This window comes from Mycobacterium fragae (genome assembly GCF_002102185.1).
GTDB lineage: Bacteria > Actinomycetota > Actinomycetes > Mycobacteriales > Mycobacteriaceae > Mycobacterium > Mycobacterium fragae.
Genome location: NZ_LQOW01000024.1, coordinates 1 through 18413 on the forward strand (window position 1 = coordinate 1; position 18413 = coordinate 18413).

At 65.3% G+C, this 18413-nt stretch carries 21 protein-coding genes; 4 read left to right on the forward strand and 17 right to left on the reverse strand.

Going from position 1 to position 18413, the window contains the following annotated elements; genetic code table 11:
• Nucleotides 1–134: 134 nt before the first annotated feature.
• Genes AWC06_RS10865 through AWC06_RS10875 form a run of 3 tightly spaced genes read right to left on the reverse strand, consistent with a single transcriptional unit; the run spans nt 135 to nt 3967 of the window.
• Complete coding sequence (locus AWC06_RS10865) at nt 135–1019, reverse strand: formylglycine-generating enzyme family protein (RefSeq protein WP_085197242.1); 885 nt, start codon at nt 1017–1019, stop codon at nt 135–137.
• A gap of 4 nt (nt 1020–1023) precedes the next feature.
• On the reverse strand, nt 1024–1623 hold the full coding sequence (locus AWC06_RS10870) for a hypothetical protein (RefSeq protein WP_227371167.1): 600 nt from the start codon (nt 1621–1623) through the stop codon (nt 1024–1026).
• Nucleotides 1616–3967 carry an arylsulfatase gene (locus AWC06_RS10875; protein WP_085197244.1) on the reverse strand — a complete coding sequence of 784 codons (2352 nt, stop codon included), beginning with the start codon at nt 3965–3967 and terminating at the stop codon, nt 1616–1618. Before AWC06_RS10875 ends, AWC06_RS10870 begins: the two co-directional genes overlap by 8 nt.
• 115 nt (nt 3968–4082) lie before the next feature.
• On the opposite strand from AWC06_RS10875, the gene AWC06_RS10880 reads away from it, so the two are divergent.
• A complete protein-coding gene (locus AWC06_RS10880) occupies nt 4083–5180 on the forward strand; it encodes a CapA family protein (RefSeq protein WP_085197246.1) in 1098 nt (365 codons plus the stop codon).
• A gap of 21 nt (nt 5181–5201) precedes the next feature.
• Here the strand turns inward: AWC06_RS10880 and rpsQ are convergent, their stop codons facing one another.
• The 11 genes from rpsQ to rpsJ are packed head-to-tail and all read right to left on the reverse strand — an operon-like array spanning nt 5202 to nt 10851.
• Nucleotides 5202–5573 carry a 30S ribosomal protein S17 gene (gene rpsQ, locus AWC06_RS10885; protein ID WP_085197247.1) on the reverse strand — a complete coding sequence of 124 codons (372 nt, stop codon included), beginning with the start codon at nt 5571–5573 and terminating at the stop codon, nt 5202–5204.
• A complete protein-coding gene (gene rpmC / locus AWC06_RS10890) occupies nt 5573–5806 on the reverse strand; it encodes a 50S ribosomal protein L29 (RefSeq protein ID WP_085197249.1) in 234 nt (77 codons plus the stop codon). The genes rpsQ and rpmC overlap by 1 nt, the downstream gene beginning before the upstream one ends.
• Nucleotides 5806–6222, reverse strand: a complete 417-nt coding sequence (rplP, locus tag AWC06_RS10895; protein ID WP_085197251.1) for a 50S ribosomal protein L16 — start codon at nt 6220–6222, stop codon at nt 5806–5808. Before rplP ends, rpmC begins: the two co-directional genes overlap by 1 nt.
• A 3-nt stretch (nt 6223–6225) precedes the next feature.
• Nucleotides 6226–7062, reverse strand: coding sequence for a 30S ribosomal protein S3 (gene rpsC / locus AWC06_RS10900; RefSeq protein ID WP_085197253.1), 837 nt, complete (start codon nt 7060–7062; stop codon nt 6226–6228).
• Complete coding sequence (gene rplV / locus AWC06_RS10905; RefSeq protein ID WP_085197255.1) at nt 7062–7742, reverse strand: 50S ribosomal protein L22; 681 nt, start codon at nt 7740–7742, stop codon at nt 7062–7064. Before rplV ends, rpsC begins: the two co-directional genes overlap by 1 nt.
• Nucleotides 7739–8020 carry a 30S ribosomal protein S19 gene (gene rpsS / locus AWC06_RS10910; RefSeq protein ID WP_045373356.1) on the reverse strand — a complete coding sequence of 94 codons (282 nt, stop codon included), beginning with the start codon at nt 8018–8020 and terminating at the stop codon, nt 7739–7741. Before rpsS ends, rplV begins: the two co-directional genes overlap by 4 nt.
• Nucleotides 8021–8041: 21 nt before the next feature.
• Complete coding sequence (gene rplB / locus AWC06_RS10915) at nt 8042–8884, reverse strand: 50S ribosomal protein L2 (protein ID WP_085197257.1); 843 nt, start codon at nt 8882–8884, stop codon at nt 8042–8044.
• A 35-nt stretch (nt 8885–8919) separates the two neighbouring features.
• Nucleotides 8920–9222, reverse strand: coding sequence for a 50S ribosomal protein L23 (gene rplW, locus AWC06_RS10920; protein WP_045373352.1), 303 nt, complete (start codon nt 9220–9222; stop codon nt 8920–8922).
• The gene (rplD, locus tag AWC06_RS10925) at nt 9222–9878 is read right to left on the reverse strand and encodes a 50S ribosomal protein L4 (protein ID WP_085197259.1); all 657 of its coding nucleotides are present in this window, start codon (nt 9876–9878) and stop codon (nt 9222–9224) included. The genes rplW and rplD overlap by 1 nt, the downstream gene beginning before the upstream one ends.
• Entirely contained in the window at nt 9878–10531 is a 654-nt protein-coding gene (gene rplC / locus AWC06_RS10930) for a 50S ribosomal protein L3 (RefSeq protein ID WP_085197261.1), read from the reverse strand. Before rplC ends, rplD begins: the two co-directional genes overlap by 1 nt.
• A gap of 14 nt (nt 10532–10545) precedes the next feature.
• Nucleotides 10546–10851: a 30S ribosomal protein S10 gene (rpsJ, locus tag AWC06_RS10935; RefSeq protein ID WP_003873519.1), complete on the reverse strand. Its 306-nt coding sequence runs from the start codon at nt 10849–10851 to the stop codon at nt 10546–10548.
• A 361-nt stretch (nt 10852–11212) separates the two neighbouring features.
• Between rpsJ and AWC06_RS10945 the strand changes: the two genes are divergently transcribed.
• On the forward strand, nt 11213–11689 hold the full coding sequence (locus AWC06_RS10945; protein ID WP_085197263.1) for a hotdog fold domain-containing protein: 477 nt from the start codon (nt 11213–11215) through the stop codon (nt 11687–11689).
• A gap of 5 nt (nt 11690–11694) precedes the next feature.
• Here the strand turns inward: AWC06_RS10945 and AWC06_RS10950 are convergent, their stop codons facing one another.
• Nucleotides 11695–13266, reverse strand: coding sequence for a carboxylesterase/lipase family protein (locus tag AWC06_RS10950; RefSeq protein ID WP_085197993.1), 1572 nt, complete (start codon nt 13264–13266; stop codon nt 11695–11697).
• A gap of 176 nt (nt 13267–13442) precedes the next feature.
• Between AWC06_RS10950 and AWC06_RS10955 the strand changes: the two genes are divergently transcribed.
• Complete coding sequence (locus tag AWC06_RS10955) at nt 13443–14693, forward strand: cytochrome P450 (protein ID WP_085197265.1); 1251 nt, start codon at nt 13443–13445, stop codon at nt 14691–14693.
• On the opposite strand, the gene AWC06_RS10960 is transcribed toward AWC06_RS10955, so the two are convergent.
• The gene (locus AWC06_RS10960; RefSeq protein WP_227371168.1) at nt 14659–15270 is read right to left on the reverse strand and encodes a TetR/AcrR family transcriptional regulator; all 612 of its coding nucleotides are present in this window, start codon (nt 15268–15270) and stop codon (nt 14659–14661) included. The two genes, AWC06_RS10955 and AWC06_RS10960, sit on opposite strands and share 35 nt — an antisense overlap.
• A gap of 142 nt (nt 15271–15412) precedes the next feature.
• On the opposite strand from AWC06_RS10960, the gene AWC06_RS10965 reads away from it, so the two are divergent.
• Nucleotides 15413–17011 (forward strand): MFS transporter, encoded by a 1599-nt coding sequence (locus AWC06_RS10965; protein WP_085197269.1) that lies wholly within the window; start codon nt 15413–15415, stop codon nt 17009–17011.
• Here AWC06_RS10965 and mftG read toward each other — a convergent pair.
• A complete protein-coding gene (mftG, locus tag AWC06_RS10970; protein ID WP_085197271.1) occupies nt 16974–18407 on the reverse strand; it encodes a mycofactocin dehydrogenase MftG in 1434 nt (477 codons plus the stop codon). The two genes, AWC06_RS10965 and mftG, sit on opposite strands and share 38 nt — an antisense overlap.
• Nucleotides 18408–18413 lie beyond the last annotated feature (6 nt).

Sequence of the window (18413 nt, forward strand, 5' to 3'; positions counted from 1 at the left end):
TAGGCGAACAATTCCCCAATCGCCACCAACTGCGCAGCAGCAGCCCGGTTCTCCGCGCGCGACGACGAGCAGATCCGGTCCACGACAGCTTGCTTCGAACATGCGTTCGATACTACCAATCCCCTACGACAGCGCTAGTCACGGTCAACGACACACCGGAAGCCGATGTGGGTGGTCGCCGTGTCCTGCGACTGCGGCGACCGGGCCGCCGGTCGATAGCGGTGGCAATACTCCGGCGCGCACAGGTGCGAGCCGCCCTTGAGGGTCTGGGCGATCGACGGGTCGGCCGGGCCCGAGGGTGCACAGCACGCCTTTGGCGGCTGATCGAGCCGGTGGTGCGCGGAGAATTGGGTGGTCGTCCATTCCCAGACATTGCCGATCATGTCCAGCAGCCCGAATCCATTGGGCGGGAACGTACCCACCGGCGATGTTCCGACCCAACCGAGGGCGCCGTCGTTGCGGTACGGGAAGCTGCCCTGCCACGTGTTGGCCATCAGCTCCCCGCGGGGTTTCTCCTCGTCGCCCCAGGCATACGTCGTCGTGGCTCCGCCGCGGGCGGCGTATTCCCACTCGGCCTCGGTGGGCAGCCGGCGCTCGGCCCAGCGCGCGTAGGCTGCGGCATCGGGATAGGCGACCTGCACGACCGGGTGTTCGGCTTTGTCTGCGATGTTGCTGTTCGGCCCGAGCGGGTGCTGCCAGCTGGCTCCCGGCTCCCAGGCCCACCATTGCCGCCAATCCCGCAAGTCGATGGGACCTGTCGTCGGGCGGAACACCATCGCGCCGGGAACCAGATCACGCGGGTCGGCGCCGGGATACAGCGCGGGATCGATCGGCTGCTCGGCGACGGTCACATAGCCTGTGGCGGCGACGAATTCGGCGAACTGAGCATTGGTCACCGGATGCCGTTCCACCGCGAAAGGGCGCACTGTCACGGTATGGATCGGTGCCTCTTCGGGGTAGAAGCTCGTCGACCCCATCCGGAACGATCCGCCCGGCAGTTCAACCAGCTCGGTGAGCATAGGTTCAGGGTATGACCACCGCGAATTCCTGCATCAGCGCGGTTTTCGCCTCGGCGAATCCGGGCGCATCCGCCGGACCTTCCAGGTGGATGGTGACGAGGTATTTGTCGGTGTTGGTCCAGATGTGGGTGATGCGGTCGGCGAAGCCAAGCGTGCCCGACGGTCCGAGGAATGTGCCGCTCAGCTTCTGGCTGCTGTATCCGCAGAACTTTGCGCCTGCAGTCTCCACCTGTAGGTCGGGCTTCGAGCGCCGCAGCGTGGCGGCGTAGTCGGCGAAGGCATTGGCAGGGTCGAGCTTTGTCTCGGCGATTGTCACCGTTCCGGTCATGTCGTCGGGTCCGCTGAGCGTCAGCGCCACATCGCCTTGTCCCGGCTCAGCCCTCCAGCCGTCGGGCACCGCAACGGTGAGCCTTGGTGCCGCCGGGTCGGAAACTTGAGCGACGGTGCCTCTGCCGATGCCGGTCGGTTGCGGAGAGCAGATGAATGCCTTCTCGGTTGTGGCAGACGTGACCGGCTCATTCGCTCTGACCGCCGTTCCCCCACTGGTCTCGACGCATCCGGACAGCAAGCCCATCAGGCATATCAAGGCGAATGCCCTAGTCACGCGAAAAGGCAAGCGCTACTTCCTTTTCGAGGTCTTGATACGGCCGTCCGGACAGGTCGACGGTGACTTGGGCGATGGTGCCGCCGGTGAACGCGAAGGGTGCTTTGTAGCGGCTCGATACCCCCGAACCACCGTTGCGCCCGACCGTGATACCGGCTCCCGCCAACCCGAACGTCCCGGGGTGCGTTGTCACGTCCGAAAGCGTTCCGACCACCGTGTCGTCGACGAACAACGTGACGTCACCCAGTGGGGTGTGGCTGTTCTCCACGGTTCCCGTTCGCGCATAGCTGACGCCGAAAACGTGTCTGCCCAACGGAACCGCGTCGGACGAAGAGATCTCCTGCAGGCGCTCGCCGAGGAAGTTGTAGACGTAGTGCAGCCGTCCGTCCTGGATGAACAACACGTGCCCGCCGTGCCCACCGCCCTGCTTGAACAGCACTCCCTCGGCTCCGGTGGTATCCACGGTCACGTCGGCCAGCACGGAGAACGACCGCCCGCGAATCTCGGCTGCGGCACCGATGCCCACGTCGGCGCAGTCGGGATAGTAGGTGTAGGTGGACCGTTCGCCGACCAGGTAGGGCCGCCACCGGGTCAGGGTTTCCAGCAGGTTCAAATCCGCCAATGGCAACCCGTTGTACTTGGCTGCCTCGGAAAACCACAGCGCCTTGAGCTCTTCCAGCTTCTCCGGCTGCTCAGCAGCAAGGTCGTGGCATTGACTGCGGTCGGCCTCGATGTGGAAAAGCTCCCAGCGGTCGGCGTCGAAATGCGACCAGCCTGCGGGTGTGGCGGCGTGAATGGTGTTGGCAAACCAGCCGTCATGCCAGATGCCGCGAGTTCCGAGCATCGTGTAGAACTGGGTGTGTTTGCCGGTATCGGCGTTCGGATCAGCCAGCGCCGCTTTGAAACTCACACCGTCCAGCGGTTTCTGCTCGATGCCCTTGACCCTCTCCGGCGGCGTCATGTCCAGCAGGTCATAGATCGTCGGAGTGATATCGCAGACGTTGACGTAAGTGTCGCGAACCTCCCCATGCGCCGCAATACCGTTGGGCCAGGAGATGATCGCCGGATCGGCGATACCGCCCTCATGCGAGGCGTAGCGCTTGTACAGCTTGTAAGGGGTGTTGAACGCCATCGCCCACCCGATCGGATAATGGTTGTAGGTCTCGGGCCCACCGAGATGGTCGAAGAGTTTCATGCTCTCTTCGACGGTGTCGATGTAGCCGTTGAAGAACTTGCCTTCGTTCACCGATCCGTTCGGTCCGCCTTCACCGCTGGCGCCGTTGTCGGAGATCACCACGATGACGGTGTCGTCGAGCTGACCGGACTGCTCCAGATAGTCCAAGATCCGACCGATCTGAGCATCCGTGTAGCTCAAAAACCCGGCGAACACCTCGGCCATCCGGCAAAAGAGCTTCTTTTCCTCATCGTTGAGCGAGTCCCACGGCCGCACCGTGTCCTGCAGCGGCCACGGCTCACCGGACGGTCCCTTCACATCGAGATACGGGTTCACCGGCGACAACTCGGTATTCGGCGGCACGATACCCATCGACTTCTGCTTTTCCAGCACGATCTCGCGGTAGCGCTCATAGCCCATGTCGAAGCGGCCGGCGTATCGATCGGCCCACTCTTTGAAGACATGGTGCGGGGCATGCCCGGCGCCGGGGCACACGTAGCTGAACCACGGCTTATCCGGCGCGATCACCTTGGCGTCGCGAATGAACTCGATCGTCTTGTCCGCGATGTCTTTTGAGAGGTGGTAGCCGTCCTCCGGTGTGCCGGGCGGGTTGACCGGGTGGTTGTCATACACCAGGTCGGGATACCACTGGTCGGTCTCGCCACCCATGAAGCCGTAGAACCGTTCGAAGCCCCGCGATGTCGGCCAGTGCCGCTTGGTCGACGCCTGGTTTGACTCCTCGAGCGGGGTGAGGTGCCACTTGCCGACGCAATACGTGTTGTAGCCCCGTTCGGCGAGTACCTCCGAGATCAGCGCGGTGTCGGCCGGGATGCGTCCGTTGCAGTTCGGGAAGCCGTCGGTGAACTCTTCGATGGTGGCCATGCCGACGGTGGTGGCGTTGCGACCGGTCAGCAATGACGCCCGTGTCGGCGAGCACAGCGCGGTGGTGTGAAACTGCGACAGCCGCACCCCACGCTCGGCGATCCGGGTCATTGCGGGCATCTCCACCAGGCCGCCGAAGCAGTCCCACGTCGCGATACCGGTGTCGTCCCAGACCAAGTAGAGGATGTTCGGTGCGTTCTCCGGGGCGGTCGGTGCGGCGAACGGGCCCCAATCCGGCTCCGAGTCACGGATGTCCAGTTCGATCTTGCCTTGAAACTCTGTCGCCATCACCGGCTCCGTTCCGCGATTCGCACGACCACCAAGCGTGTCGGTGCGGGCGAGACTACACCGCTTGCCTTGCCATTGAGGTTCGGATCAACAGCGCAGCGGCTACACCCGTGATGTGACCACCCTCTTCTTGTGCGGCGATGTGATGACCGGTCGCGGCATCGACCAGATACTCCCGCATGGCGGCGATCCCGGCTTGTGTGAGCCCGCCGTGCTCGATGCGAGGAGCTACGTACGGCTGGCCGAACGAGCCAACGGCCCCATTCCTCGCCCGGTGGGTTTCGAGTGGCCGTGGGGTGACGCATTGGCTGTTCTCGACCAGTTCGCACCGGACGTCCGGGTGCTCAATCTGGAGACGAGCGTCACCAGCGATGGCAACTTCGCATCGGGCAAACCGGTGCACTACAGGATGCACCCAAACAACGTCGCGTGCCTGACAACCGTCCGGCCCGATGTCTGTGTCCTGGCGAACAATCACATCCTGGACTTCGGGACCGCTGGACTCGCCGAGACACTGCACACCCTAGCCATGGCCGGAATTCCAACGGTCGGGGCCGGTCTCGACGCCGAGCAAGCAGAACGCCCCGCGCTGATCGCGATTCCCGACGGGACCCGAGTCGTTATTGCCGCTGCCGGCATGCCATGTAGTGGCGTGCCGCGGAGTTGGGCCGCAACGGATGATCGGCCAGGAGTAGTCGTCGGCGAGCTCTCCGAGCGTGGTGCGGTCGAGATCGCCGATCGGGTACTGCGGCTGAAGCGGGCGGACGACGTCGCGATCGTGTCGCTGCACTGGGGCTCCAACTGGGGCTACGACGTCGAGTCGCGCCAAGTGCGCTTCGCGCACCGACTGATCGATGCGGGCGTCGACGTCGTGCACGGCCACTCGTCCCACCATGCACGGCCGATCGAGGTGTATCGCGGGAAGCTGATCCTCTACGGCTGTGGCGACACCATCGATGACTACGAAGGCATCTCGGGCTACGAGGACTACCGCGACGAACTACGGCTGCTGTATTTCGCCTCGATCGACCGAGCCAGTGGCGCGCTGATCGTCTTGCACATGGTCCCGATGCGGGCGTGCCGGATGCGGCTGGAGCATGCCTCGCGCGACGATGCCGAATGGCTGCGCTGCACGCTCGAAGACGCTAGCCAATGGTTCGGAACCACGATTCGCGGCGAGGCCGACGGCACACTCACGGTGCTGCCGATATAACGCGACCCAGCGCAGCCGAAATTACTTGGCCTTCTCCAAGATGTCGACGAGCCGCCAGCGCTTCGTCGCCGACAGCGGACGTGTCTCCATCAGCGACACTCGGTCGCCGATGCCGGCGATGCCGTTCTCGTCGTGCGCCTTGACCTTGGTGGTGGTGCGGATGATCTTGCCGTAGAGGGAGTGCTTAACCCGGTCCTCCAGCTCGACCACGATGGTCTTCTGCATCTTGTCGCTCACCACATAGCCGATGCGGGTCTTACGCCGACCCCGGGGCTTGGGAGTGCGCGGCGTGTGCTTGGGACCCTTTTCTTTCTGGGCCGCCTCTTTAGGGGCCGCCTTTTTGGGAGCGGCCTTTTTCGCAGCGGCCTTGCCAGCAGTCTTCGCCTCTGCCATTACGATTCCTCACCCTCGGGCCCGGAAGCCAGGCCGAGTTCACGTTCGCGCAGCACGGTGTAGATGCGCGCGATTTCCTGACGCACTGTGCGGAGCCGACGATTGTTGTTGAGCTGTCCGGTCGCCATCTGGAAGCGCAGGTTGAACAGCTCTTCTTTCGATTCCCGCAGCCGCTCGATCAGCTCTTCGCCGGTGAGTTCGCGCAGTTCGCCGGCGGAAACTCCCACTGCCATCAGAACTGTTCCTCTCGGGTGATAATGCGTGCCTTGATCGGCAACTTGTGGATTGCCCGAGTGAGCGCGGCCCGCGCGATCGATTCATTCGGGTAGCTCAACTCGAAGAGCACCCGGCCCGGTTTGACGTTGGCCACCCACCACTCGGGTGAGCCCTTACCCGAACCCATGCGGGTCTCCGCCGGCTTCTTGGTCAGCGGGCGGTCCGGGAAGATGTTGATCCACACCTTGCCGCCACGCTTGATGTGGCGGTTGATGGCGATACGAGCGGACTCGATCTGCCGGTTGGTGATGTAGGCGTGCTCCAGTGCCTGGATGCCGTAATCGCCGAAGCTCACCGATGTCCCGCCGCTGGCGATTCCGCGCTGACGCGGATGATGCTGCTTGCGGTGCTTGACCTTGCGGGGAATCAACATGATTCAGCTCTCCGTACTCTGTGGCTCGAGGGCCGGCTCACCGGTGGCCGGAGCGGCGCTAGCCTCCTCGGCGCCCGAGGCGGCGCGTCCGGCCTCGGTGCCGGTCGCGGTGGTACCGGCAGCGCCACTACGGCGCGGACGGGTGCCCGACGGCCGCTCCCGGCGGGGACGTTCGGCACCGGTCGACGACGGGGCGACCAATTCGCGTTTGCCACCGACGATGTCGCCCTTGTAGATCCACACCTTGACGCCGATGCGGCCGAAGGTGGTTTTCGCCTCGTACAGGCCGTAGTCGATGTCTGCGCGCAAGGTGTGCAGCGGAACCCGGCCTTCTCGATAGAACTCCGAGCGACTCATTTCGGCGCCGCCCAGACGGCCGGAACACTGGACACGGATGCCCTTGACGTTGGGTTGCCGCATCGCCGACTGGATCGCCTTACGCATCGCGCGCCGGAACGCCACCCGGTTGCTCAACTGTTCCGCGACCCCTTGGGCCACCAATTGTGCTTGGGACTCGGGGTTTTTCACTTCCAGGATGTTGAGCTGGACCTGCTTGCCGGTCAGCTTCTCCAGGTCTGCACGGATGCGGTCTGCTTCGGTGCCACGACGGCCGATGACGATGCCGGGCCGCGCGGTGTGGATGTCGACCCGAACCCGGTCGCGGGTGCGTTCGATCTCTACATCGGCAATGCCCGCACGCTCCAAGCCGGTGGACAGCAGCCGCCTGATCGCGACGTCCTCCTTGACGTACTCGGCGTATTGCTTGTCGGCGTACCAGCGAGACTTCCAGTCGGTGGTGATGCCCAGCCGGAAGCCGTGCGGATTGATCTTCTGGCCCACTACTGCGAGCCTCCCTTCGCTTCAGAAGTCTCAGAAGTCGTCTTGGCGGATTCCGTGGACTTCGTGGCGGATGCCTTTTTCGCGGCCGTCTTCTTGGCGGCCGCCTTCTTGGCCGGCGTCTTCTTGGCGGGCGTCTTCTTCGCGGGCGCCTTCTCAGCTGTTGCCTTCTCAGCTGTTGCCTTCTTAGCCGGCGCCTTCTCGGCAGTCGCCTTCTTGGCGGGCGCCTTCTCGGCAGTCGCCTTCTTGGCCGGCGCCTTCTGGCCGGCAGCCTTGCTGGCCTGCGCACGCCGCGAGCGTGCCGACTGCGCGGACCGCTGCCCCTTCTCCGGCCGGCTTTCCACCACGACGGTGATGTGGCTGGTGCGCCTGCGAATCCGGAAGGCGCGGCCCTGAGCCCGCGGGCGGATCCGCTTGGCGGTCGGGCCGTCGTCGGCGGCTACGGCGGCAACCACCAGAGTGGCCGGATCCAGGCCGTTGTTGTTCTGGGCATTGGCGGCGGCGCTCGCGATGACCTTGGCCACCGGCACGCTGGCCGCCTGCGGCGCCCAGCGCAGGATGTCCAGCGCGTCGGCCACCGACTTACCGCGCACCAGGTTGATCACCCGGCGCGCCTTGGTCGGCGACACCCGCACGAACCGCGCCTTGGCGATCGCAGAAGGGAATTCAGTCGGGGCACTCATCGGCGCTTCGCCTTCCGGTCGTCTTTGATGTGTCCCTTGAAGGTGCGGGTCGGCGCGAACTCACCCAGCTTGTGACCCACCATTGCCTCGGTGATGAACACCGGCACGTGCTTGCGTCCGTCATGGACCGCGAACGTGTGACCGATGAAGTCAGGAATGATCGTCGACCGTCGCGACCAGGTCTTGATGACCTGCTTGGTGTTCTTCTCGTTCTGCGCGTCGACCTTCTTGAGCAGATGGTCGTCGACGAACGGACCCTTCTTCAGGCTGCGTGGCATATTCGGCTACTCCTGAACTTCCTAGCGCCCGTGCTTCTTGCCGGTGCGCCGGCGTCGGACGATGAGCTTGTCGCTGGGCTTGTGGCGGCGACGGGTGCGCCCCTCGGGCTTGCCCCACGGACTGACCGGATGACGACCACCGGACGTTTTGCCCTCACCACCGCCGTGCGGGTGGTCCACCGGGTTCATCACCACACCACGCACCGACGGGCGCTTGCCCTTCCAGCGCATCCGCCCGGCCTTACCCCAGTTGATGTTGGCCTGCTCGGCGTTGCCCACCTCGCCGACGGTGGCACGGCAGCGCACGTCGACGCGGCGGATCTCGCCGCTGGGCATCCGCAGCGACGCGTAAGTGCCCTCCTTGCCGAGCAATTGGATGCTCGAGCCGGCCGAGCGGGCGAGCTTGGCGCCTCCGCCCGGTCGCAGCTCCACGGCGTGGATCAAAGTACCGGCCGGAATGTTGCGCAGCGGCAGATTATTACCCGGCTTGATGTCGGCGTTGGCGCCCGACTCCACGACGTCGCCCTGCGAAAGTCCCTGCGGCGCGATGATGTAGCGCTTCTCGCCGTCCAGATAATGCAGCAACGCGATGTTGGCGGTGCGGTTCGGGTCGTACTCGATATGCGCGACTTTCGCATTGACGCCGTCTTTGTCGTTGCGACGGAAGTCGATCACCCGGTAGGCACGCTTGTGCCCGCCACCCCGATGGCGCGTGGTGATCCGGCCGTGCGCATTACGTCCACCCTTACCGTGCAGGGGTCGCACCAACGACTTCTCCGGAGTGGAGCGAGTGATCTCGGCGAAATCGGAGACACTGGCACCGCGGCGACCCGGAGTCGTCGGCTTGTACTTGCGAATTCCCATGGCTGTTAAGTCTTTCTATCCTCGTCTTTTCCTGGCTACGCCGGAGCTCCGAACAGGTCGATCGGCTTGCTGCCCGGCGCCAGGGTCACGATGGCGCGCTTGGTGTTCTTTCGCTTGCCGTATCCGGTCCTGGTGCGCTTGCGCTTACCCTGGCGGTTCGCGGTGTTGACCGCCGCCACCTTGACCGAAAAGATCTTCTCGATCGCGATCTTGATCTGCGTCTTGTTCGAGTCCGGGTGTACCAGGAACGTGTACACGTTGTCGTCGATCAAGCCGTAGGACTTCTCCGAGATGACCGGGGCCAAAATGATGTCGCGCGGGTCGGTGACGGTCGCCATCAGGCCGAAACCTCCTCGGAAGTCTTGGTATTGGCAGCGATGTAAGCGTTGAGCGCCTCCACGGAAAACACCACATCGTCGGCGCGCAGCACGTCGTAGGTGTTGAGCTGGTCTGGCGCCAGGACGTGCACACCGGGCAGGTTGCGCACACTCTTGGCGCCGGTCTCGTCGCTGCGTCCGATGACCACCAGTACCCGCTTGCGATCGCTCAGCGTCCCCAGGAAAGCCTTGGCGCTCTTGGTCGACGGCGTCTGACCCGACACCAGCTCGGTGACGGCGTGGATACGGCCGTTGCGCGCCCGGTCCGACAGCGCACCGCGCAGCGCAGCGACGATCATCTTCTTCGGAGTGCGCTGGCTGTAGTCACGCGGCTTGGGGCCATGCACGGTGCCGCCACCGGTGAACTGCGGGGCCCGCACCGATCCCTGCCGGGCGCGCCCAGTTCCCTTCTGCCGATAGGGCTTGCGACCGCCACCACGGACCTCGCCCCTGGTCTTGGTCGAGTGCGTGCCCTGGCGGGCCGCCGCCCGCTGAGCGGTAACCACCTGGTGCATCAACGCGATATTCGCGGGCGCGTCGAACAGCTCGGCCGGCAGCTCGACGGAGCCGCTTTTCTTGCCATCCGGTGCTATGACGTCAATCTTGATGGCAGCCATTACTTCTCACCTCGTTTGATCGCGCTGCGGACCATGACCAGCCCGCCATTGCGGCCGGGAATGGCACCCTTGATCAGCAACACGCCGTTCTCGGCATCGACCTTGTGCACCAAAAGGTTCTGCGTGGTCACCCGGTCGTTACCCATCCGGCCGGCCATCCGCGTGCCCTTGAACACTCGCGCCGGTGTCGCGCAACCGCCGATGGAGCCCGGCCGACGATGTACCGCCTGAGCGCCGTGGCTGGCGCCCTGCCCGCGGAAACCGTGCCGCTTCATGGTTCCGGCGAAGCCCTTGCCCTTGGAGGTGCCGGTCACGTCGACATAGCTTCCGTCAGTGAAGATCTCGGCGGTCACTTCCTGGCCGACTTGGTACTCGGCGGCAGCATCCGGGTCGTCGAGCCGCAGCTCGGCCAGATGGCGACGCGGGTTGACACCTGCGGCGGTGTACTGACCGTTCAGCGGCTTGTTGACCTTGCGGGGACTGATCTCGCCGTAAGCCAACTGCACGGCGCTATAGCCGTCGCGCTCCGGCGTGCGGATTCGGGTCACCACGTTCGGACCGGCCTTGACCACCGTCACCGGCACAACCCGGTTGTTCTCGTCGAACACCTGCGTCATGCCAAGCTTGGTGCCCAGAATGCCCTTTCTCGCCATTGCTCGCAGATCTCCTACTGGATGTTGACGTCGACGCTGGCGGGCAGATCGATGCGCATCAGCGCGTCCACGGTCTTCGGTGTCGGATCGAGGATGTCGATCAGCCGCTTGTGGGTGCGCATCTCGAAGTGCTCCCGCGAATCCTTGTACTTGTGCGGAGAGCGAATGACGCAGTACACGTTCTTCTCGGTCGGCAGCGGCACCGGACCCACGACGCTGGCCCCGGTCCGGACGACCGTCTCGACGATCTTGCGCGCCGAGGCATCAATGGCCTCGTGGTCGTAGGCCTTGAGCCTGATGCGGATCTTCTGTCCCGCCACGCTTCTGCTACCTCACTCTCCCAATGTCCGGACCTAGGTCCCCACGGCGCGCCGTTGGTCTGGCGTCGCGCCGGATGTTGCGCCGCTGTTTACCTGTCTTGGTCCAACCGGCCCCCGCGGTCGGGTGTGTCGCCCGCACGCAGCCCTGGCGCGCTCATTTCAAGGCCGAAATTTCGTCGCGCTCCACGGATGGGACCGGACGCGCCCGTTTGGGCGCCGGTCGTATGCCCCCACCAGGCGTAAGCCTGACGCAAGGCAACCTGAACAGTATGCCCCAGAACCCGGCATCGGCCAAATCCCGGCGCCCCACCGGAGCAGGGCAAACATGCGGGATCCTTACTCCACAGTAAGGTATGTCGGCATGACGGGTCCTACCAGCACCTATGCGGCATGGAAGCGGCTTTCCGGCCATCCCGGCGGCACCCGGCTCTTCTCCGTGGCGGCGATGGCGCGAGTCCCATACTTCGCCTCGGTCCTACCCCACGTCGTGCGGATGGAGCCGGGCCTGGCCGAGGTGCGAGTGCCCAAGTGGTTCATGGTCTACAACCACTTGGGGACCGTGCACGCGATCGCGTCGTGCAACACCGCCGAGATCGCGATGGGGATGTTGATGGAGGCCACCGTCCCGCGCAGCCACCGCTGGATCCCGAAATCGATGACGGTGGAGTACCTCGAGAAGGCGACGACGTCGCTGCGGGCGGTTGCGCGGATGGACCCGCCGGACTTCGGGGAGATCACCGACGGCGTCGACCTCGTCGTGCCGGTCAGCGTGACCGATCGCAGCGGCAAAGAGGTCGTGCACGCCGACATCACCACCTGGGTGACGCCCGCGCGCTGACGCGCTCACGATTTGCCCTTCAGCGACGCCCAGAACGGGCATTGGTGCGACTCCGCGAAGGTGGTCACCACCCTGCTCCCGTCGGGACGCAAGGACATCCACCGACCGGGGTCGCCGCCCATGACGGGCCAGCCCGGCTGGCCGGCGGTCTGCGGTGAGCCTGTGGTCACGAATTGGCTCCAATACTTGATCATCTGGTCGGAGAGCACCCGCTGTGCGGGATCCAGTGGTGGCGCGCCTCCCACATTGAACAGGTAGCGCAGCTCGAGCGAGTGACTGGCGCCGAGCGGAAATGGTGCATGCCGCAACAGCTCTGGCGCCGGTGCATGAGGGTCGTCGAACTCGTAGGCATATACCGGCGCGCTTCGGCCCAGCGCGTCGGCCATTCGGTCGGCGACGCAGGCGAAGACGCCGTCGGTGACCGCCGCGGAGTAGGCCAGCGACACGTCCCCGCCGTAGTGGTCGGGGGGATACCGCGCGAGCACCGCCTTACCGTCGGCGCCGAAGATGTCCGCCAGCACGTGGGGATACTCGGCAAGCCGAACCCCATGGCCCGTATGGAGATAACGCAGCGCCGCGAACATGGTGAACTCGTCGTGATTCGTGCCGATCAATACCGGGACCCGGGCGGCGCTGCCCGCGGCAATCGCCGCCACCGGGCTCACCGGCAGCGTCGTCGTCCCGACGACCGGACCGGACAACGCGTCGGAATCGCCGATGTGCGAATACCAAAGTGTCGGGACCAGCGCCGTGGCCGGCAGCGCGCGCAGGCACGCCGCGGCGGTGGCCGGGTCGGCACAACCCGCCTTCGCCGCATAGTCCAGGCTGATTCGCTGCGCGGTCGCCGGGTCGGCCTGCGCCTGACACGGCGCGCTCTGAATGATTGCGGCGCGGAACAGCTTTGCCGAACCGGGGGCGACCAGGTGATCGCATACCGACATGCCGCCCGCGGATTCGCCGGCGATGGTCACCTTGGCCGGATCGCCGCCGAAGGCTCCGATGTTGTCCCGTACCCAGCGCAGCGCCGCCTGCTGGTCGGCCAGCCCGTAGTTCCCGATGTCCCCCGGCGCGCCCAGCGCGGGATGAGCCAGAAACCCCAGCGCACCCAGACGGTAGTTGATCGTGACGACGACAATGCGGCCCTTGCCCGCCAGCCAGCGCGAGTAGTAGATGTCGCCGCTGCCGTTGACGAAGCCGCCGCCGTGAATCCACACCATCACCGGGTGCTTCTCGGTGGCGCCGTGCCCAGATGACGGTGTCCACACATTGAGCGTCAGGCAGTTCTCATTGGTCGCTTTGCCCTCCTTGAGATCACGTCCGGTGTCCTGTATGCATTGCGGCCCAGGCTTACTGGCGTCCAACGTCCCCGCCCAGCGCAGCGCCGGGCGCGGTGGTTGCCATCGCAGGGGCCCCACCGGCGGTGCCGCATACGGAATGCCATGGAACACCCGGTAATCAGGGGCAACCAGCCCGCGCACCGGCCCCATCGACGTCCGCACCACCCCGGCGTCGAGCGGGCCGGCATAGGCGGGTTCCGAGCGCCGCGACGTCAGTGCGGTGCCCGGGCCGCAGCCCATCAGCAACACTGCGGCCACCGCCAGCACGGCGCGAACCCGTCGGCGACGTGGCAATCGGATCGGCACGAAACCACAGCCTACGTATCCACGCCAAACCGCTTCAGTGGTATTTCGGGATCACGTAGACTGGCTTGACACGTGTCAAGAAAATGCCCTCGCCCGCTTCGAGGAGGCCCATGAGCACGCCGATCATTGACGAAGCCGCGAGGGTGTTCGCCGACCCGACGTCCTACGCCGACGAGCCGCGGCTGCATGCGGCGCTGACCCACCTGCGCGCCCATGCGCCGGTGACGCTGGTCGACTGTCCGCCGTACCGGCCGTTCTGGGCGATCACCAAACACGCCGACATCATGGCCATCGAGCGGGCCAACGATCTGTGGATCAACGAACCTCGGGCGGTGCTACAGCCGGCAGACGTCGACGATGCATTGCGCGAGCAACTGGAGGCCGGGATGGGGCTGCGCACGCTGATCCACATGGACGACCCGCAACATCGGGTGGTGCGCGCGATCGGCGCAGACTGGTTCCGCCCCAAGGCGATGCGCGCGCTCAAGGTGCGGGTGGACGAACTGGCCAAGAGCTATGTCGACAAAATGGCGGCCGCGGGTACCGAATGCGACTTCGTGCAGGAGGTCGCGGTGAATTACCCGCTGTACGTGATCCTGTCACTACTGGGCCTGCCCGAATCGGACTTTCCCCGCATGCTCAGGCTCACCCAGGAACTCTTCGGCGGCGACGACACCGAGTTCCGCCGCGGCAGCGGCCCGGAAGAGATGATGGGTGTCCTGCTTGATTTCTTCGGCTACTTCAATGCCATCACGGCATCCCGGCGCGAGCACCCCACCGAGGACCTCGCGTCGGCGATCGCCAACGCCCGCGTGGACGGCGAACCGCTGTCGGATGTCGACACCGCGTCCTACTACGTCATCATCGCCACCGCCGGACATGACACCACGAGCGCGACCATCTCCGGTGGGCTACAAGCGCTGATCGAAAACCCCGACCAACGTCAGCGCCTGACCGACAACCTCGACCTGATGCAGACCGCGGTCGAGGAGATGATCCGCTGGGTGACCCCGGTCAAAGAGTTCATGCGCACCGCCACCGCGGACACCACCGTGCGCGGGGTGCCGATCGCCAAAGGCGAATCGGTGTATTTGTCCTACGTCTCCGCCAACCGCGATGAGGAAGTGTTCGACGACCCTTTCAGCTTCGACATCGGCCGGGATCCCAACAAGCACTTGGCATTTGGCTACGGCGTGCACTTCTGCCTGGGCGCAGCGCTGGCCCGCATGGAGGTGAGCAGCTTTTTCACCGAACTGCTACCCCGGTTGAAATCCATTGAGCCCGGCGGTGAACCGGAGCTCATTGCCACCACGTTCGTCGGCGGCCTCAAGCATCTGCCGATTCGCTACGAGCTTTCCTGAGCGACGTGTTCTGCGTGCGCTGCACGTGCAGAAAGCCATCGACGGCGGCGCGGGCGCACTCGGAGTAGTCGAAATCGGGCAACGTGGACAACCGGCCCACCACCAGCGGCCCGATCAGCAGCGCGAAGGCACGGGACCGGTCGATTTCACCCAGCTCGGCTGCCTCCGGGCTATCGAAAATGGCGTCGAAGGGCGCGGCGTACTGCTGGGCAATGCGCTCCCGCAAGGTGCTGATCGCCGCGCTGTCGGCGGCGCGCTTGTGACGAGCTTCCGGCAAATGCTCCAAATCGGGTCCCAGGGCCAGCCAGGACATCGCCGTCAGCATGCCAGGGGCCTCGGCGATCAATTGCCCCTGGGCCAGCACCAACTCGATGAGCCGATCGCGCAGCGTGCCTTGGTCGGAAGGCATGGGCGCCGGAGGTATCAAACTGTTGAAAGCCGCTGCCAGCAAATCGTTTCCGCTCGGGAAGTGGCGATACAAGGTGGCCCGGGCTACATTGGCCCCTCGAGTGACCGCGTCGACGGTCACCGCACTCGGGCCGCCCGTGCGCAGTAGCGCGGTGGCAGCTTCGAGCAAACGAGCCCGAGAACGCGCCGGGCGGGGATCGGTACTGCTTCCGGTGATGGATACCACCTCCCGTCTGAAAACAAGACTGTAAGTCTCGGTACGAGACTGTTAGTCTCGAAACTGCTCCCATGCCGAAAGCGAGGCCGTCGCGATGGTCGATACCTTCATCCGGCCTGACCAGCGTACCGAGGCCGTGACTGCGCTCGGCTCGAACCGGGCCCGAATCTGGACCATGGTCGTCGCCTGCATGGGCGTGTCGCTCGTGATCGCGTCGATGGTCGCGTTGAACACGGCGCTGCGCGACATCGCGGTGGCCACCTCGACGACGCAGTCCCAATTGACCTGGGTGGTCGACGGTTACACGGTGGTGCTGGCATGCCTGCTGTTGCCTGCGGGGGCCATCGGCGACCGCTACGGTAGGCGCGGAGCACTGCTGGTCGGCCTGGCGACGTTCGCGGTCGCTTCGCTGGCGCCGACGGTATTCAGCAGCCCCCTTCAGATCATCGTGGCCCGCGGCGTGGCCGGCGCGGGCGCGGCGTTCATCATGCCGTCCACTTTGTCGCTGTTGACAGCGGCTTATCGCAACGACGAGCGCACGAAGGCAGTGGGTATCTGGGCGGGCGTCGCGGGATGTGGTGGCGTCCTGGGGATGCTCGGATCGGGCGCGCTGCTGTATTTCTGGCCGTGGCAATCCATCTTCTGGGCATTCGCGGGGTCTGCGGCGCTGATCTTCGTGCTGGCGTGCACGGTGTCGTCCTCACGCGACGAGGAGGCCACGCCCCTGGACTGGCCCGGCGCGGCGCTGATCGGCGGCGCTGTCGCGATTTTCGTCTTCGGTGTGGTCGAAGCCCCTGCGCGCGGATGGAGTGACCCACTTGTGTACGGGTCGCTGAGCGCCGGGGTGGTGTTGGCGGTGCTGTTCGGATTCGTCGAGGTGCGACGGCGCCATCCGCTGCTGGACGTTCGGTTGTTCCGCAGGCCGGACTTCGCCACCGGCTCGGCCACGATCACCATCTTTTTCATGGCGATGTTCGGCTTCTTTTTCGTGATGATGCAGTTCGTCCAGCTGGTGCTGGGCTACAGCCCCATTCAGACGGCGTTCGCGTTCAGTCCGCTGATGCTGCCCATGCTCACCCTCTCCGTGCTGTCTAACTGGTATCTGCCGCGGCTGGGGCTGCGACTCGTGACGTTCACCGGCCTGCTGCTGATATCTGCCGGGTTCATGTGGGTGCGTGTCCTCGAGGTGAACTCGCCGTACTGGGACATGATGTGGCCGCTGGTGGTGATCAGCACCGGGATCGGATTCTGCACGGCGCCAAGCACATCGGCCATCATGGCGGCAGTGCCCGACGAGAAACAGGGGGTTGCCTCCGCGGTCAACGACACCACGCGAGAGGTGGGTGCGGCCCTCGGGATTGCGCTGGCCGGGTCGATCCTGGCGGCCCGTTACGGCCACCTCATCGTGTCGCATCTGGCGGTCTTCCCGCAGCCACTGCGCGCACCGGCATCACATTCGCTGGCCCAGGCGCTCGAGATCTCCAAAACACTTGGCTCGCAAGGTACCCAACTCTCCGACATCAGCCGCACCGCGTTCCTGCAGGCGATGGAGTCGTCGTTTCTGGTGCTGGCCGTGATCATCGCGGTGGCAGCATTTGTGATCGGCGCCTGGGCGCCCGGCCGCGACGGCCGACAACTGCGCCTGGTGCGCCGAATCACACGACGAACTCGGCGGCCCGGTGCGCGAGCATGACGATGCTGGCATGCGGACCGCGGCTGGTAATCGTCGGCAGGACCGATCCGTCGATCACCCACAGGCCGTCGACACCGTGGACCCGGCAACGCTGATCGACGACGGCGGCTGAATCCTGTTCTGTGCCCATTGGCGCGGTTCCGCACAGGTGCTGCGAGGTCGACCACGCTGGACTACCGATTTTCGTTGTCGACCCGAATAATTCGCGAACCAGCGCGCTGCCGCGCTGCAATGCCGCGACGTCCTGGGGATCGCGGTCGTAACGATGCTCGATATGCGGAGGGACCCGGGGATCGGCGGAGACGACGGTCATGCGGCCACACGAGCGTGGTTGCATCAACGCCACGCCGATATGCGGCCAGTCGGGATGGCCCGGTGTGCCGTCGCCGACCATCGCCACGAACCCGCCGGTATAGGGCCGGATCTCGAGGTCGTCGGCGGTATTCAACACCACCTCGAGCACCGGCCGGTTCGGCGTTACCGCCCAGTCGGTGCGCAGCACCCATTCGGGGTGATCGGCGAACCGCTTGCCGACAGGCAGCGAGGCTTGCACCGGGATGCCCGCGCGGCGTAGATCCGAGGTGTCGCCTACACCGGAGAGCATGAGCAGGTGCGCGGACTCGATCGCACCGGCGCACAACACGATACGGGCTGCGTTCAGCGACAGCGGGCCCCCGGCGGCGACCGCGTCCACGCCGACGGCTCGGCCGTCGCTGATTCGCACCCGTAACACTCGCGTCGAAGCAAGCAAGGTCAGGTTCGGCCGTGCCAGAACAGGCTGCAGGTAGGCCGCTCCCGGGCCCGTGCGGACCCCGTCGACGATGTTGAGCGGCACTGCGCCGATCCCTGCAGTGCCCTCATCGCCGTTGAGGTCGTCGATCCATGGATATCCGGCGCGAAGCGCACCGTCAACGAAATATGCTGTGCTGCCGCTGAGTTCATGCATGCGACGAACAGGGATGGGACCATGCTCGCCGTGCAGTTCGTTGCGAAAGTCGAGGTCGGTTTCGATCGCCCGGAAATGCGGCAGCACATCGGACCACGACCAGCCCGGCAGACCGATGCCGTCGAAGTCGCGCGGCAACCCCCGGCAGAAGTAGCCGCCGTTGACCGCCCCGGAGCCGCCCACCACGGCCCCCCGCACGATATGCGCTCGTCGCACCCATTGCTCGGTAAGCGTGGTCACATAGCGGTGCGCCAGCGGACTGGCCGCCCCGATCGGCAGCTGCAGGCCGTTCGCGATCTGTGCCCGCACTGCGGGATCAGCCACGCCGAAGCCCGCTTCGACCACCGTCACGGTACAGGCCGGGTCAGCAGAAAGCCGTTCCGCTACAACGGATCCAGCGCTCCCCGCACCGATGATCAGCACATCGCTGTGCGGGCCAGCGGCGGTCAAGGAGAG